General features: G+C 34.5%; 13 protein-coding genes and 1 pseudogene. 6 read left to right on the top strand and 8 right to left on the bottom strand.

From position 1 onward, the window contains the following. Window positions 1-296: 296 nt before the first annotated feature. The 6 genes and pseudogenes from F6K15_RS16035 to F6K15_RS16060 form a co-directional block, all read right to left on the bottom strand. A complete protein-coding gene (locus F6K15_RS16035; RefSeq protein ID WP_293062352.1) occupies window positions 297-929 on the bottom strand; it encodes a 2OG-Fe(II) oxygenase in 633 nt (210 codons plus the stop codon). A gap of 43 nt (window positions 930-972) precedes the next feature. Next, window positions 973-1,596 (bottom strand): 2OG-Fe(II) oxygenase, encoded by a 624-nt coding sequence (locus F6K15_RS16040; protein WP_293062354.1) that lies wholly within the window; start codon window positions 1,594-1,596, stop codon window positions 973-975. A 1,077-nt stretch (window positions 1,597-2,673) separates the two neighbouring features. Continuing rightward, window positions 2,674-3,130, bottom strand: a pseudogene (locus F6K15_RS39090) (RNA-guided endonuclease InsQ/TnpB family protein); the annotation flags it as partial. Window positions 3,131-3,205: 75 nt separating this feature from the next. Further along, window positions 3,206-3,808, bottom strand: coding sequence for a sulfite oxidase-like oxidoreductase (locus F6K15_RS16050; protein WP_293062355.1), 603 nt, complete (start codon window positions 3,806-3,808; stop codon window positions 3,206-3,208). Between the two features lie 1,773 nt (window positions 3,809-5,581). Then, window positions 5,582-7,006: an LCP family protein gene (locus F6K15_RS16055; protein ID WP_363268073.1), complete on the bottom strand. Its 1,425-nt coding sequence runs from the start codon at window positions 7,004-7,006 to the stop codon at window positions 5,582-5,584. A gap of 97 nt (window positions 7,007-7,103) precedes the next feature. Beyond that, a complete protein-coding gene (locus F6K15_RS16060) occupies window positions 7,104-7,475 on the bottom strand; it encodes a hypothetical protein (RefSeq protein WP_293062356.1) in 372 nt (123 codons plus the stop codon). A 183-nt stretch (window positions 7,476-7,658) separates the two neighbouring features. On the opposite strand from F6K15_RS16060, the gene F6K15_RS16065 reads away from it, so the two are divergent. Both F6K15_RS16065 and rpe read left to right on the top strand, forming a co-directional pair. Then, window positions 7,659-7,937 (top strand): hypothetical protein, encoded by a 279-nt coding sequence (locus F6K15_RS16065; RefSeq protein ID WP_293062357.1) that lies wholly within the window; start codon window positions 7,659-7,661, stop codon window positions 7,935-7,937. 461 nt (window positions 7,938-8,398) lie between these two features. Further along, window positions 8,399-9,109, top strand: coding sequence for a ribulose-phosphate 3-epimerase (gene rpe, locus F6K15_RS16070; RefSeq protein ID WP_293062359.1), 711 nt, complete (start codon window positions 8,399-8,401; stop codon window positions 9,107-9,109). A 439-nt stretch (window positions 9,110-9,548) separates the two neighbouring features. Here rpe and F6K15_RS16075 read toward each other — a convergent pair whose 3' ends face one another. After that, on the bottom strand, window positions 9,549-10,334 hold the full coding sequence (locus tag F6K15_RS16075; RefSeq protein ID WP_293062361.1) for a DsbA family protein: 786 nt from the start codon (window positions 10,332-10,334) through the stop codon (window positions 9,549-9,551). 810 nt (window positions 10,335-11,144) lie between these two features. Next, a complete protein-coding gene (locus F6K15_RS16080) occupies window positions 11,145-11,609 on the bottom strand; it encodes a hypothetical protein (RefSeq protein WP_293062363.1) in 465 nt (154 codons plus the stop codon). Between the two features lie 159 nt (window positions 11,610-11,768). Here F6K15_RS16080 and F6K15_RS16085 point away from each other — a divergent pair, with 159 nt between their 5' ends. From F6K15_RS16085 to F6K15_RS16100, 4 genes are all read left to right on the top strand, one after another. Next, entirely contained in the window at window positions 11,769-11,900 is a 132-nt protein-coding gene (locus F6K15_RS16085) for a hypothetical protein (RefSeq protein ID WP_293062364.1), read from the top strand. Window positions 11,901-12,079: 179 nt separating this feature from the next. Further along, a complete protein-coding gene (locus tag F6K15_RS16090; RefSeq protein WP_293062365.1) occupies window positions 12,080-12,895 on the top strand; it encodes an HAD family hydrolase in 816 nt (271 codons plus the stop codon). Then, entirely contained in the window at window positions 12,835-13,008 is a 174-nt protein-coding gene (locus F6K15_RS16095) for a hypothetical protein (RefSeq protein WP_293062366.1), read from the top strand. The genes F6K15_RS16090 and F6K15_RS16095 overlap by 61 nt, the downstream gene beginning before the upstream one ends. A 1,167-nt stretch (window positions 13,009-14,175) precedes the next feature. Beyond that, window positions 14,176-15,390: a DNA double-strand break repair nuclease NurA gene (locus tag F6K15_RS16100; protein ID WP_293062367.1), complete on the top strand. Its 1,215-nt coding sequence runs from the start codon at window positions 14,176-14,178 to the stop codon at window positions 15,388-15,390. The last annotated feature ends 62 nt before the right edge of the window (window positions 15,391-15,452 follow it).

The raw sequence follows: 15,452 nt of genomic DNA on the forward strand, positions 1-15,452 counted from the left end.
TGTTGGTGTTGCTGAATAAATGTATGATTTCATAGGAGTCAGGAGGACTGAGTCAGTAGTTATAAAGAAGTTTTTCGGAGACTAAATAGGAGGAAATAGCTATAATTTGCACTATTATTTTGGCTGAAAATTTACCCAAAGTTGAATTTCATACCTTAAATCAGCAACACCAGATTGTTGATTATAGTTATTTAATGAGACATGATATTACAGTTTTTTCCACTCCCCATCTCCCTATCTCCCCATCTCCCCTAGCTAACTTATTATTCTTCAATGCTTCTAGAATGCTTCTAGAATTATCTAAACTGAGGACCGCCCACCCAACAAACAAGTGCCCATCTCTTACCTTGAGTAATAGGTGTTACTTCATGGAGTATTATAGAAGGAAATAAAACCATTGTTCCTCTTTCTTTTGGTAATTTTTCTGGGTCTCTGTTAGTATACAACTTCAATTGTGAACCTTCATAATCTTGAGGATTGGAAAGTTGGATCGAGATAGAAATTTTGCGATAATAATAAATATCCCCATTATCTAGATGTTTATTATAATGATCCTGAATATTTTCCTGATTGTTACTAGCTTCATAACATAAAAGTTGTAAAGAATCAATAATACCGTAAATATCATAATTCCACCACTTATTATTGGCATATTTCACACTATTAGTTAACCTTTCCCACAGCCATCTGGTTGATGCCGAATAATTCACACCCCAGGCTTTTACTTGACGAACCTCTGGTTTCAATTTTCCATCTACAGTAGGGTTTGATGGCTTTATCTGTTTTGATAAAGAAATAACCCAGTCACACTCTTTTTCTGTTAAAGCGCCCCAGTTTTCACCTGGTTGACAGAAATGCTCTTTTTGAGAAGCATCATAGCAAGCGTATGTAATTTGACGATACTTTTGTCCCGGAGAAATCCAAACCATATTTTCTCAATCCTACTTTATGAAAACTATTTATTTTTGCAAATTATCGGAATTGAGGACCACTAATCCAACCAATAAGTTCCCATCTTTTACCTTCCATAATAGGCGTTACTTCATGCAAAATAAATGAAGGGAACATAATAATTGTTCCTTTATTTCTAGGTAATATTTGGGGATTTTCTTGTAAATACAAATTTAGTTTTGCGCCCTCATAAGTATTGGGATCGGATAATTCTACAGAAAAAGAAATTTTCCGACAAGAGAAAGGATATTCATTGTCTATATGTAAATCACAATTATCTTTAATTTGATTAGAACTATTTGTGCTGTCATAACAAAGGAGTTGTAGAGGCTCTATAATTCCCACAATATCATAATTCCACCAACGATTATTTGCTGTTATAATATTATTAATTAATCGTTGCCAAAGCCAATTTGTTGCTTCAGTTTGAGATATTTCCCAAGCATTAGTTTGACGATAGTTCTGGTGAAGACCTTCAAACCGATGGCTTTTCTCCTTGAATAAATTTTGTGAATATGAGATAATCCATTCACACTCTTGTGCTGTAAAAGCGCCCCAATTTTCACCTTTTTGACAAAAATGACTTGGCTGACTACCATCGTAACAAGTGAATGGAGTTTGATTATATTTTTTCTCAGGATACATCCAAAACATCTTTTTTAATGCGTTGTCTATGTAATCTAATTAGTGTTGATGAATATCTAAGAAAATATTATAACAATTATCATGTATGAATTTTACAAAAAAGAAACTTAAAATTTAGATTAAGGAGATATCTCCAATCCCATAAGCTACCTACTTTGATTGTTTCGGTTTTTTTATTCTTTCTTTATTTCTTCTATCTTGCTGCTCTGAACTTCTAAAATGACTTGTTCCCAATATAGTTAGGACTTACGCGTTAGGAACGAGTTTTGGGCGTTTGAGATTGTTATCCTCAGGGACTGCTCCGCAAACATTGCCGCTCGCAATGACAGAATTAGGTTGCTTTGCGTAATATCATGTCCGGTTAAACAGTTATAAATAAACGACTCCTGACTCAGGAGGACCGAGTCAGGAGTCAGATCAAATCCGGTTGAAGACTTATCATATATTTGGGGGTTGGGAGTAGGGGAGTAGGGGAGTAGGGGAGATTAAATATTGAAGTAATTTAAGAAATTATAAACATATATTATATAACCGGATTCTATATCAGGAGGAAATCAAGAAGAACAGGACTTACGCATGCTTGACCTTGAAAACACCAAATGAAAACTGTGATAAATATACCTTTTCTTCTCAAATCCTGAGTAAAGTCATTTCATGGAACGTCAATATAGCAATGAGCGCTCAGGTATTTACAATGTCCAGCTCAAAATGCAGTAAGCGAAAAGGTGTACAAAAAATAATGTGTAAATATGCCAGCGCACATTGCTATACATTCTTTAAAAACATCAAAAACTCTGGAAAAATCACAATCGATATTAGCAGTTGTAATACCAGGCTAACTTTACTGCTTCATAAAACCGATATAAAACGTCATATAGAGACATTTTAATGTTTACCGAATAATTAATAATTAATAATTAATAATTAAATAATTCGCGCCTTGAAGCCTCCCCTTTTAAGGGGAAAAAAGAAATAATATTTCCTTATATTCAATTCCGTAACGGTTTTAACCAGAGGTAATTATCAATTATCCATTATCAATTATCAATTAATGAATTCCTGCTTTCCTACGGAATGCTACGCAAACAAATGAGACCATCGACGGTTACTCATCCACAAGAATTTACGGTCAAACCGACCGCATTTCTCGCTCTTTATACTTGCGTTTAAATCCCGGTCTATAGATATGCCACACTTAGGGCAATCATAAGTTCTCAGACTTAATGGCATATCTTTAAAAATGACCACAATTAGAGCAAGTTTTTGACGATGGAAAAAATCTGTCTACTACCACTAGCTCAGAACCGTACCATTGGAACTTGTACTCAAGCTGTCTGCGAAATTCATCAAACCATTATCTACTTATTGACTTAGCTAGCTGATGGTTGGCTAACATTCCAGACACATTGAAATTTTCGATCACAACACTGCTGTGGTTCTTGGCTAAATAAGTTGTCAACTTATTAAGTGCATCTTTACGGATATCAGCTACTCGTCTATTTGCCCGTACTAGCTTAATCACAGCTTTATACCATACTTATTATACTGTTATTCTTTGATTAAGTCAATACTCTATCAAAATTAGACAACTCCTCACCAAAAAATATACTTAAAAACCAGAGCTACTATAACGCTCTTCTGCCCAAGGTTCACCTCTTGTGTGATAACCATTCCGCTCCCAGAAACCTAATTCTTCATCCTTGAGAAATTCTAATCCATTAATCCATTTGGCACTTTTCCAAGCATAGAGGTGAGGAACTACCAATCGCACAGGGCCACCATGATTTGCTGGTAATGGCTCACCAAATAAAGTGTGGCCAAAGAAATTTTCTTCTCTGAGAAAATCAGTCACAGAAATATTAGTAGTGTAGCCTCCATAACAATGTTCCATAATATGGACAGCTTTAGGATCGACTTCTACATGACCCATCAAATCTGTAACTTTTACTCCTGTCCACTGAACATCTAGTTTTGACCAGCGAGTCACACAATGAAAATCTGCTGTGAAGTGATTTTGTGGCATGGCCATTAAGTCTGACCAAGTAAAGGTTAATGGTTTAGCCAAACCCCATACTTTCAATTCCCATGTATCTGTACTTATATTAGGAGTTTGGCCATAAGTTAGTACGGGAAAGCCTTTAGCCAAGTATTGACCGGGAGGAACGCGATCGCCATTTTCTGCTTCTGGTTTGTGGAAAAATTTACCTATCATGGTTAAAAACTTTTAGTAATACAAATTCACTTTAAAGATGTCACAAATAGTTGGCAACTGATGATGTGAAAGAATAAGCTTAAATTAGTCTATAGCTATTACTTTAAGTCTATCAACTTTCACTTCTGACTTCTGACTGAAATGAAGTGCGTCTTACATTCTGGAGGGGCTGTGCGGAATTACTTCCGCACTTTATAAACCCCGTAGGAAACCTCAGAATTACACACTCGATGCATGAGTTCTGACTTTCGTGAAACGGTATAACTTACCTTGAATAGCTGAAATTAACTACTTTAGCTTCTGCAAATGCTAATATTCCTGAAATAATTCAGGAATTTATTCGTTTAATGATGAATAAAATTAACAAGTTTCTGCTTTTACTTTTTTAGTTGAGGAACTCAAATTTCACCTAAAAACTTTGATAGTTTTCTGTTATCAGTGCTTCCACTGATAACAGAAAACTTATCAGTGATTTTTCAGTGATTTCACTGTTATTCTCAAGTAGCCAATTCCATAATAAATATGGTAATTGCAACTATTCTACACTTTTATTTTTGCACTAATTCTGTTTTGTGTGCAATCCCAAGCTAGAATTATACCTCAGATTGAAAGCCAATGAAATCTTTTACAGTTAGGGATCGTAATGGATCTAATTTCATATTCTCGGTCCCGTTTCTAATCCTTAGGTACTAACTCTATAAGATGGGAACTTATTTGATCTTTAGCTATACTGTTTATCTAGATCGCTCATTATTGATAAATCACTCATAAATACCATGAATTTGAACTATATAATTCCCTTATGTATTTCTTGTCTGGCTATTGTTGTCAGTCTCAATTCTGATGTCAAAACTCTGGATGGGATTCCTCGCTTGCTAGCACCCTGCATCGGATTCATTGGATTAATATGGTTTTTCAACCTTATTCCTTGGTTATTGAAGGTTGCTTGTATACTAATTTTACTTTCTATTCGTAAAAATTTTCTAATCCAATAACTAGATTTTTTACTTTTAAAATATCTTTTTTTTCACTAAAATAAAAAAAATTAGAATATAATTTTACTGAATGAAGGTGTTTTTTTGCAATTTATACTGTCGAAAATATATAGAATTTAACGATTACGGAGACTTGTTTATAACTTTCAGCTATCTTGATTAGATATCTCCAAAAATCAAAAATAAAATCAATTCTTATCCATAAATTATTAATTATTTCTCCTTCCCGTTCCCTATTCCCTCGTTTCTGGAGATATCTATTATAATCAAAATCAACAAAGCCCAGAAAATTTTGTTAGGGTAAAGACATTCCAAGGGAATGTCCTTCTAGATTTAAGCATAATATTACCACTTTTTAAGATGGTGAAGTACAATTCAATATTAATATCTATCTCTCTCTTCCCTCACAGGAGTGCGCGTCCTCTCGCATCTAGCTTCTTACAGAAGAGTTAACGCTATCGCCGACGGTTCGCAGCGCTACTCCCTACTTCCAGTCCCTGTGTTCCCTACTACCAAGATGTACCTCATCAAATAGAAAATTTGGCTTTGGTTAAAAGAGGTATGATATCATATCCGGATAAGAGTGCGAACAAAAAACTTTCTCTTCTACTATTCTTTCTTCCCTCCTGAATCCTGACTCGGCCTTCCCCCTCCCCTCCTGGGAGGGGTTAGGAGTGGGTTGACTCCTAAAGAATTAGGATTAATATCATACACGCGCTTCAGCAACGCCGAAAATTTCTGTAAGTATAGCTCCTGACTACAAAATTTGACTTTTGTACTACCAATCTCGTGAATTTTGAGTTTGAGACTCATCCTGAATTGATAACCAATCTTTTCCTAACTGAATAGTCACATCTGACCTTAAATATCCTGTACTTTCTACAAAAACTTCTCCAAAACCTAGAGACTTTTGAACTTCCTGTGCAGCTTGAATATCTCCTTTCTGAGCAACAATTCGAGTCACCTCCAAAGGAGAATTCCAAGGTTTAGCCACTTTGACATTCCAATAACCAGCATCGTTTAGGGAATTTACTAATTCATCAACAGAGTCCCAATCATCTGTACTATCTTGAATTGCTACTCTAATATAAGAAGAATCAGAATTTTCTAATTGTTCGCGATCATAACCAAAATCAAAATGTTTAGCAATCATCGCATCTAAAGTTGTCAGATCGGGCAACCAGTAGCTAGCATTATACTTTTCAGGGTTGCTAAACTCACCAGGTACCATCAACATCTGCACATTAGAGCGCTCAGTTTTAGCAGCAAAATTCATCAAAGCTACTAATTCCTCAACACTCAAATTTGTATCAATATGAGACTGAATTACCGAAAGAATTTTTGGTAGTCGTGATAAAGTTTTGACATTAACCGACTGTTCCATAAATGCTCGCATCAGAAGTTGCTGGCGTTGCACTCGCCCAATGTCCCCTAAATTATCGTAGCGGAATCTCAAAAATTGTAGAACCCGATCGCCATCGAGATGTTGTTTGCCAGCTTTGAGATTAATATACAAATGTTGACTATCATCTTGATATTTCATATCTTTGGGCACATTAACGGTGACACCCCCAAGAGCATCTATTAATTTTTCTACTCCTTGTACATTGACTCGAATATAACGGTCAATTCCTACCCCACCAAGAAGTTCACTCACAGCTTTGGCACTTTTAGCAGGTCCTCCATAATAGTTCGCAGCATTAATCTTGGTTAAGCCTCGGTCTTCTACATAAGTACGAGTATCTCTAGGAATAGAAAGCAAAGTTAACTTCTGATTTTTAGGGTCGAACCTTACTAGAAGCATCGTATCAGATAATCCTTTAAAAGAATTAACTAAAGCGTGATATCCTATATTATTATTATCATGGGGATATTCTTCTAAATCTGACGTTAATACTTTAATTCCTAATAACAGTATATTTACAGGTCGGGTTAACTCTGGCAATCTCATACTACTTTTAGCCAGGTCTTGTTGAGAAAATACTGCTGCTTCTTCTGGAGAGAGCTTTTGTTGCATTAGTGGGGTGCTGGAAAGAGATACGGCCAAGAGAGCACCTGCTGTTGCAGATATCATTGCCACTCCAGCTAAACCTAGACCTAAACCAAACCAACGTCCTGGACCAAATTGGATAGGTTGTCTCTGTAAATCTTCTTTTGTTGAATGTTTTCTAGAGGTTGAATGTAAAAATTTATTAGCGGGCACTGGTTTCCTCACACACTAAATATTAAGATAGGGTTTTTTGTCAGAAAAATTTTACTGAAAATTAAAATCTTCAATAGTTTAATAGAATCTTCGACTATCATAAATGTTTACCTGCCACTTTTTCTGCTATCCGGCTAATTCCTGGTAGCCATAAGGGTTGTTTTTTCCAAATACGAACCATTAGGCCGAAACTTATTATGAAGTAGCTAGTAGTTAGTAGGCTATTTATTAATAACAGTGTGATAGTCCCAGATTCCCCAACTTCAGTCCCTGGTTGTAATAAAATATTGCCCAAGATCCACATCATGGTTAAAGTAATAACTAATTTGCTGACTGCTCTATTTTGTGGACTACCGTTGTGACGATACAGAATCCATATTGCGGGGAATAAGCCTAATATTGGGGTGACTAATAAATATAGTTGTAGGGGGTTAATGTTAGAGTTTTCTAGTTGCTGAATATTTTTCATTTTGATTATTAGCAAAAGTTCAGTTTTTGTCGGTATTTATATAACTTAAATCTGTCAGATTATGGTAATCTTTTTTTTAGAGGGAACATAAAATCAAAGTCACTATAATAAAAATAATAATCTTTGAACTAGAATAAGTATATCCCATTTTTGGTTCCTAGTTTAATTAATTGAAATTAACAATTGAACAAATATATAGAGGTGATGATGGATTTAATTAAAGCTGAAAATATTAAATATCTACCACATTTAATTAATGAAAATTTTGACTTAAACAAGTTTATTTTTAATGTAGAAAATAATGCTTTTGTAGAATCAGTTGAGAGAGTAATTCTAGATTACAAAAAAAATAGAGGCGATCAATGGAAGTTTGATATAGATTTTGAGTATGTACTTGAGGATGAAAAATATACATTTACAATCATGGTAACTAGCAAATTACCGATGTTTATTACATATTGAAAAAAAATTAAAATTTCATGTTTGTCAAGAAGGTAAAATAACTGATTATTTTGTAATTCCACAAATAAAAGTTATATCTTAGTTATTCAAAAGTTGATTTTGATTCTAATAAACTAATAAAAAGTTCAGTATCAATGCAAATATTTTTACCTTATACTGGTGAATTTTTTGGAGATTTTTATTATTATTATGACCGGAATTAGACCTCTTTATTAGATTTTCCTAAAACAGATTTCTCTACTCACCATGTTGCTGATTTTATTTATAAGTATTTTGTAAGTTATTAATTTTTTATCCTCCTAAAAACCGCGTCAAATATTTGACTTTCACCTGTTTCCTCAAACATTTAATTTTTAGCTCAGATCTCAAATTTCAATGCTACATATACATTCTGATCATAAATTATTAAATTAGTGTTAAAATTTACAGTAACAGAGAATAGCAGGAGAACATTCACTCTTATGACCACTACCCAGAAAAAACCTATTGTTATTGCCCCATCCATATTATCAGCAGATTTTAGCCGTCTTGGAGATGAAGTACGAGCTGTAGACCAAGCTGGTGCTGACTGGATTCACGTTGATGTTATGGATGGCCGTTTTGTACCTAACATTACTATAGGTCCATTAATCGTCAAAGCACTTCGCCCTGTCACTGAAAAACCTCTTGATGTCCACTTAATGATTGTGGAACCAGAGAAATATGTTGAAGATTTTGCTAAGGCGGGTGCAGATATTATATCTGTTCATGCTGAACATAATGCTTCACCCCATTTACACCGAACTCTAGGCCAAATCAAAGAGTTGGGTAAGCAAGCTGGTGTAGTTCTTAATCCTTCTACACCATTAGAATTAATTGAATATACTTTAGATTTGTGTGACTTGGTGTTGATTATGAGTGTCAACCCTGGTTTTGGAGGCCAGAGTTTTATTCCTGGAGTGGTATCTAAGATTCGTAAGCTTCGTGAAATGTGTGATGAACGAGGACTCGATCCTTGGATTGAAGTTGATGGTGGTCTTAAGACCAATAATACTTGGCAGGTGTTAGAAGCTGGTGCTAATGCTATTGTTGCAGGTTCTGCCGTGTTTAAAGCTGATGATTATGCAGAAGCAATTAATGGTATTCGTAACAGTAAGCGTCCTGTTCCTGAACCTGAGTTAGTTACTGTTTAATGACAACAAATACAGTTTAATAAAAAATTATTAAAATTAAAAATGGGTTGTATAATCCATTTTTAATTCTTTTGTAAAGTTCTCTCCCGTTATATCAAATCCGGTTGAATACTTATTATATAGTTGAGAGTAGGGAACCCACCCTTAACCCCTCCTGGGAGGGGAATTTGGGGAGTAGGGGAGACGAAATAGACATCTCCAATTATCAAAAATCAAATCAATTATCGTACAGAAATTATCAATTATTTCCCTGTAGGGACATTGCATGCAACGTCTCTACTCCCTCTTTTAGAGGAGATGTCTAATATCAAAGTAATTTAAGAAATTATCAAAAGATACTATATAACCGGATTTGATATTAAACAAGAGGAGCATCTTATTGTTAGCTACGCACTCCAACTTCCTCTTCTTCCTTCTTCCTTCTTCTTTCTTCCTTCATTTATTCACTAACTTTAGCCAAAAATTTCTCCATATCTGACAGTTTTACTGCACCAGAAAAAGTTTCTCCATTCATCACAAAGAAAGGTGTACCAGAAGCACCAATTTCTTGAGCTAGTTGAATATCTTCTTGAATTGAATTAATTGCTTCCTGAGATTGGCGATCGCTATTAAACTTCTCTATATCTAAATTAAAATTATTAGCAACCTCTATATAGAACTCTTCACCTAATTTATCTTGTTGTTCAAATAAAGCATCGTGATATTCCCAAAATTTACCTTGTTGTTGAGCTGCCCAAGATGCTTTAGCTGCTGGAATTGCTTGAGGATGAATTCTTACTAGAGGTAAATGCTTAAATACTAAAGTTACTCTATCTTGATGTTTATCCATAAATTCTTTAAGATTTCCTTGCACTCTGGAGCAGAAAGGACATTGAAAATCTGAGAATTCAAACAGTACTATTTTTTGCTCGGTAGAACCGAAAGTTGGAGAATTACCAATTTTGGCTTGAGGATTGGTTTGAAACTGTTTTAATGCTTCTTGCTTACTAGCTTGCTGTTGTTCCAGTTGTTGTTCTTGGTAAGCTTGTACTGATTCGATAATTGCTTCTGGATTATTACGAATAATCTGTAATACTTGTTGTTCTAATTCTTCTGAATTTACTTGAGTACCAGTTGATTGAGCTGATGGAGTACAACCACTAATGGCAATAACTATACTGAATATTGCTATGAAGCATAAAACTTTCAAGTTATATAGATTAAATCTAGTAGAAAAATTACTCATAGTCCTCAATTTAATTTCAAAAAAATCATGAATATAATATAGCAGTAATTTCATTTGAGCTGCTTCAAAAACCTTGCTTAGGAAAAAGGAGAAAAGCAATAGGCCAAAGGCAAGATGTTTTGTTGGACTTTTCACTGTTAGTAAATAACCAATTCTTGTTTAACATTTCAAATCAAAATACTATGTATAGTAGTCATATTTAAGTTCTACTATAAAACAAAATTAGGCTAATTAATAAAAGTTTTGAGAAAAATTATTTGACAGATTTATCCCGCAAAAAAAATTAGCACATCTTTATAATATCTACCGAAGAATTAAGGTTTAAATCATCTTCTTGGTTTGAATAAATAAACAAACAAAATACTTTTTGTCAATACTCTATGCTTTCAGGATAAGTAATAATCAATAATTAATTTTTGAACTTTGGATTTAAATGAATAATTATAGTTTGCTGATTAAATCTAAAAGTATTTACAGATCAAGGTAAGTGCCTTTTTGGGGCTTTTAAAAAGTGCCTGTTTTTCAGCTATTGATGCTCAAAAAGTTAAGATTTTAGGCTCATAGTTGGGCAGAAAAATCATTCTTACAATTCTTACTCCTACCTCTTCGCTCATTCCCTTTTCTCCCCTCCTGGGAGGGACCCGCGGGTGGGTTATCTCCTGTTTCCTGTCTCCTGTCTCCTACCCTCACCCATAAGACTTTTTCAGCAAACCCTAATTATAGTTTGCCAAAATCATCTAAATTTTGACAAACAAACGTAATTAATAATCTATAGACACACTTTCTAAATTAGAAGAAAATGGTTAAATTCTAATCTAAAAAACCCATCAAACCTTCATTATCAATCTGATTAGAAGCAACTGGACGATTCATCAAAGTTTGACTAACTTCTAAATGATTAGTACCTACAGGGCGAACTCCAGAAGCAGTAATAGTACTATTAAATTCTAATCCACTAACGACAACTGGGCGAATTCCAGAAGCAGACATTGTATGATGGACTTCAAGACCTGTTGAAACTACAGGACGATTAGAAATTGTTTGAGTATACTGAAGATGAGTTGTGCCAATAGGACGATTTCCAGGCAAGGCTAATTTTTCAGATACTTGAGATTCTTGTGCTTGCTTTTCTTGTACTGGTTTGGTCTCAACTTGTAAAGTGGTACGCTGCCCTGACCCTTGATCCAATTTTGTTGGCTGATTACTTTGAGTATTAGATTCACTACTACTATTAGTAGTTTTATTAGTTTCTGTCATAGTTCCATTAGTGCTCATAATTTTACATCTCCATTATTAAAATTGGTTTATCGCTTGATAATTTAGAACCACCAATTTTTGTTATTGGTCTTTGTTTGTTTATTTAATTCTTAAATTTTAATAAACCTGTAGTCATTGTAACCATACTTAAAGTAAAAAACATAGTTTTGTTAAAAAATGCAACATCTCAGGGAGTGTGGGGAGATGGGGAGATGGGGAGATTTGTATAGTATATTTGTACAATTAAATGTATTTTATATTAGTATTTTCTGGCGACAAAGAATTAGCCCTGGGGGGATGGGGCAGTAGGAGAAATTAAAAAATATATAATAAATATCCTTACCATTACCATACAGGACTACTGAAGAAGGTTGTTGGTTCAGGGTTTTAGGTTTAATCAGCCTGAAGTTGACGATAAAATTTATTTAGAGTAGGCAACAGCGACTGAGCAGTCTTACTTTTAATTTTTGATTTTGAACTTTTAAATTATGCAAACAACAATTCCTACTCTTCTAGCTCTTGACTTTGATGGCGTTTTATGCAACGGACTGGTTGAATATTTTCAAACGGCCTGGCGCACCTACTGTCAAATTTGGCAACCATCAGAGCAAATACCAAATAATGATTTGGCAGAAAAATTTTATCGATTACGTCCGGTAATTGAAATTGGCTGGGAAATGCCTGTTTTGATTCGGGCTTTAATATTAGGTATTGAAGAAGAAAAAATTTTACAGGAATGGCAAGCGATCGCTACAAAGATTGTGACTGAAGAGAATAAAAATCCAAGGGAAATTGGTAGTTGTCTGGATAATACTAGAGATGAATGGATAGCGAAAGATTTAGAAGGATGGTTATCTTTACATGAGTTTTATCCAGGAGTAGTGGAAAAGTTAAAGCAGTTGATGGTATCAGAGGTTAAACCAGTTATTGTGACAACTAAAGAGGGGCGGTTTGTACGATCGCTTCTGCAAAAAGAAGGTGTGAATTTACCTGAAACGGATATTATTGGCAAAGAATGTAAACGTCCTAAATATGAAACTCTGAGAATGTTATTAGCAGCATCAGGAGCAGGAACAATTATTTGGTTTGTTGAAGATAGATTAAAAACTTTACTATCTGTACAAAAACAATCAGATTTAAAAGAAGTAGAATTATTTTTAGCAGACTGGGGTTACAATACTCAGAAAGAACGAGATTCTGTAACTCAATACCCACCTACTTATTTATTATCTTCTACTCAGTTTTGCCAGGATTTTTCCACATGGAAAGAAGGAAGAAGGAAGAGGGAAGAAGGAAGAAATTAAGAAGGAAGAGAAAAACCCCATGGAAAGAAGGAAGAAGGAAGACAGAAGAGGGAAGAAGGAAGGAAGAGGAAGACACCTTGAAGGTTAGGAAAAAACTTAAATTTGAGAAATAGTATTATCCTGCAAGGAAGAAGGAAGAAGGAAGAAGTTAAGAAGGAAGAGAAAAACCCCATGGAAGGAAGGAAGAGGAAGACCCCTTGAAGGTTAGGAAAAAACTTAAATTTGAGAAATAGTATTATCCTGCAAGGAAGAAGGAAGAAGGAGGAAAGAAGAAGGAAGAGGAAGACCACTTAAAGGTTAAGAAAAAACTTAAATTTGAATAGTATTATCCTGCTCAGTTTTGTCAGAATTTTCTACATGGAAAGTTTGAGAAAGGAAGAGGAATACTGCTTGAAGGTTAGGAAAAAACTTACCGAAGAATTAATAATTAAATAATTTAGGTTGAAAGCCTCCTCCTTTCAAGGGGAAAAAAATAAATTTTTTCCTTTTAGTCAATCCTCCCCCTAAAAGGGATAGGTAATTATCCATTAATGAAAGCAAATTCCACTTTGGTCAGGTAAACTAATCGCGGGCAAGATGCCCGCACTACAAAAATTTGATTGTCAATATCTGTATTTCATATACTTGGAATATGCTGTAAATTTGAGAAATAGTATAACAATCCTAAATTAGACATTTCCAATAATAAAAAATCAAATCAATTATCCCACTCTTATTTATCAATTTTTTCTCTCTGCTCCCTAATTCCTCTATTCTGGAGATATATTGATAACTTACTAACTAAAATGAACAAGTTATTAAATTTTAATACCAGCTTGAAAAAAGAATGCTACAAAAAGCGGTATCTCGTTCGAAGATACTTAAAAAGAGCTTATGCAATTCATTTTAGAAGCTATATCTATAATATTTTTGCCGAAAAATTGTGATCTAAAGCCTCCAATTTTAAGGGGATAAAAAAGAGAATATTACAGATTTAAAGCCTCCTTATTGCAGATGTACTGTTAACGTAGTTTCGACATTAGGAAGCTAACTGATAACTGAAATGAACAAATTATTAAATTTTAATACCAGCTTGAAAAAAGAATGCGACAAAAAGCTGTATCTTGTCAGATTATTTTAGATAGCTATATTGCTATATCTATTATTTTTACCTTTTTTTCTTCCATGTCACTATTGATTCTTTCCTTCTTTCTTCCCTCTTCCCTTTTCCTTCTTCCTTCTTCCTTCTTACTTCTTCCTTATTAATTACTTAAATCTCTAAAAATTAGGAAATAAAAACTATGCTAGACCTAACAAAACTAGCGAAACAAATGCAAGGGATGAGCCAACATCTCACAGCAGAAGCAATAGCAGCACAAAACAGATTAGAAATAGCTCAACAATTACTAGAAGAAGCAAAAACTGAACAAGAAGAATTATTAGAGTTAGAAGAAAGTTGGAGCGATCGCATACTTTTTAATCCGGCTATTCCTATAGAATTTTTAGATACTTATCCTCTAATTAATCCTCCTCCAAAAAATCATACGGTATTTGCTACAGATGGTTCTCAAATAGCACCAAGTCACCATGAAATTGCTTATTGTTATTTACTAAATATTGGGCGAGTCATGTTGAATTATGGTGAAAGTATTTATCCACTTTTAGATAGTATTCCAGAAATTTTTTATCAGGCAGATGACCTTTATATTTCTCGACAATGGGGAATTAAAACTGAAGAATGGATGGGTTATCGACGGACTATTTCTGAAGCTTTGGTTTTGGCAGATTTGGGTTGTGAATGGAGGGAAAATAATCCCGATAATTTAGATTCCCCAATATTAGCAATGGTTGATGGTTCTCTGATTTATTGGTTCTTAGAATCTTTGCCTTCTGAAGCACGGGATAGAATTTTAAATCCGATTTTAGACGCTTGGAATAAATTAAAGTTAGCGGGTATTCCTTTGATTGGTTATTTGAGTGCTTCTCGCAGTAGTGAAAGTTTATCTTTTTTACGTTTAAAGGCTTGTATTTATGATGAACCTGACTGTGTTAGTAATTGTCCGAATGTTGGTTTAGGAGGATTTGGTTTTACCGAAAAAGCTCCTTGTCAGTCATTTGAACCTTTGCGAGATGTGGTATTTTGGGGTTCGATATTGCAACCTGGGCAAAGAAGTCCTTTATGGCAATCTTCCGCTAGAATTTTGGATTTATATGGAGATAATATTATCTATTTTTGTTATGTGAATGTTGGTACGGAAGTTGCCAGAATTGATATGCCAGAATGGGTGGCTGAAGATGAAGAAATGTTGGAATTAGTGTTAGGAATGATGTTAGCTCAAGTGCAAAAAGGTTATGGTTATCCGGTGGTATTGGCAGAAGCTCATAATCAGGCAGTGGTTAGAGGAGGCGATCGAGCGAGTTTCTTTGCTTTATTGGAACAGGAAATGATTAAAGCTGGTTTGAAAAATGTGGGAACTTCTTATAAGGAGACTAGGAAGCGGGGGAGTATTGCTTGATGAAGTTAAACTGCAATTTGCCCCCCTAGCCCCCCAAGTTTGGGGGGAACAAGAGTCAATTT

It is taken from the genome of Okeania sp. SIO2B3 (genome assembly GCF_010672525.1).
GTDB lineage: Bacteria > Cyanobacteriota > Cyanobacteriia > Cyanobacteriales > Microcoleaceae > Okeania.

Bases quoted from the DNA above. Each gene is read 5' to 3' on its own strand.
- rpe (WP_293062359.1), top strand. From the start codon at position 8,399: ATGACCACTACCCAGAAAAAACCTATTGTTATTGCCCCATCCATATTA.
- F6K15_RS16080 (WP_293062363.1), bottom strand. From the start codon at position 11,609: ATGAGCACTAATGGAACTATGACAGAAACTAATAAAACTACTAATAGT.
- F6K15_RS16060 (WP_293062356.1), bottom strand. From the start codon at position 7,475: ATGAAAAATATTCAGCAACTAGAAAACTCTAACATTAACCCCCTACAA.
- F6K15_RS16035 (WP_293062352.1), bottom strand. From the start codon at position 929: ATGGTTTGGATTTCTCCGGGACAAAAGTATCGTCAAATTACATACGCT.
- F6K15_RS16100 (WP_293062367.1), top strand. From the start codon at position 14,176: ATGCTAGACCTAACAAAACTAGCGAAACAAATGCAAGGGATGAGCCAA.
- F6K15_RS16075 (WP_293062361.1), bottom strand. From the start codon at position 10,334: ATGAGTAATTTTTCTACTAGATTTAATCTATATAACTTGAAAGTTTTA.
- F6K15_RS16090 (WP_293062365.1), top strand. From the start codon at position 12,080: ATGCAAACAACAATTCCTACTCTTCTAGCTCTTGACTTTGATGGCGTT.
- F6K15_RS16040 (WP_293062354.1), bottom strand. From the start codon at position 1,596: ATGTATCCTGAGAAAAAATATAATCAAACTCCATTCACTTGTTACGAT.
- F6K15_RS16050 (WP_293062355.1), bottom strand. From the start codon at position 3,808: ATGATAGGTAAATTTTTCCACAAACCAGAAGCAGAAAATGGCGATCGC.
- F6K15_RS16085 (WP_293062364.1), top strand. From the start codon at position 11,769: ATGCAACATCTCAGGGAGTGTGGGGAGATGGGGAGATGGGGAGATTTG.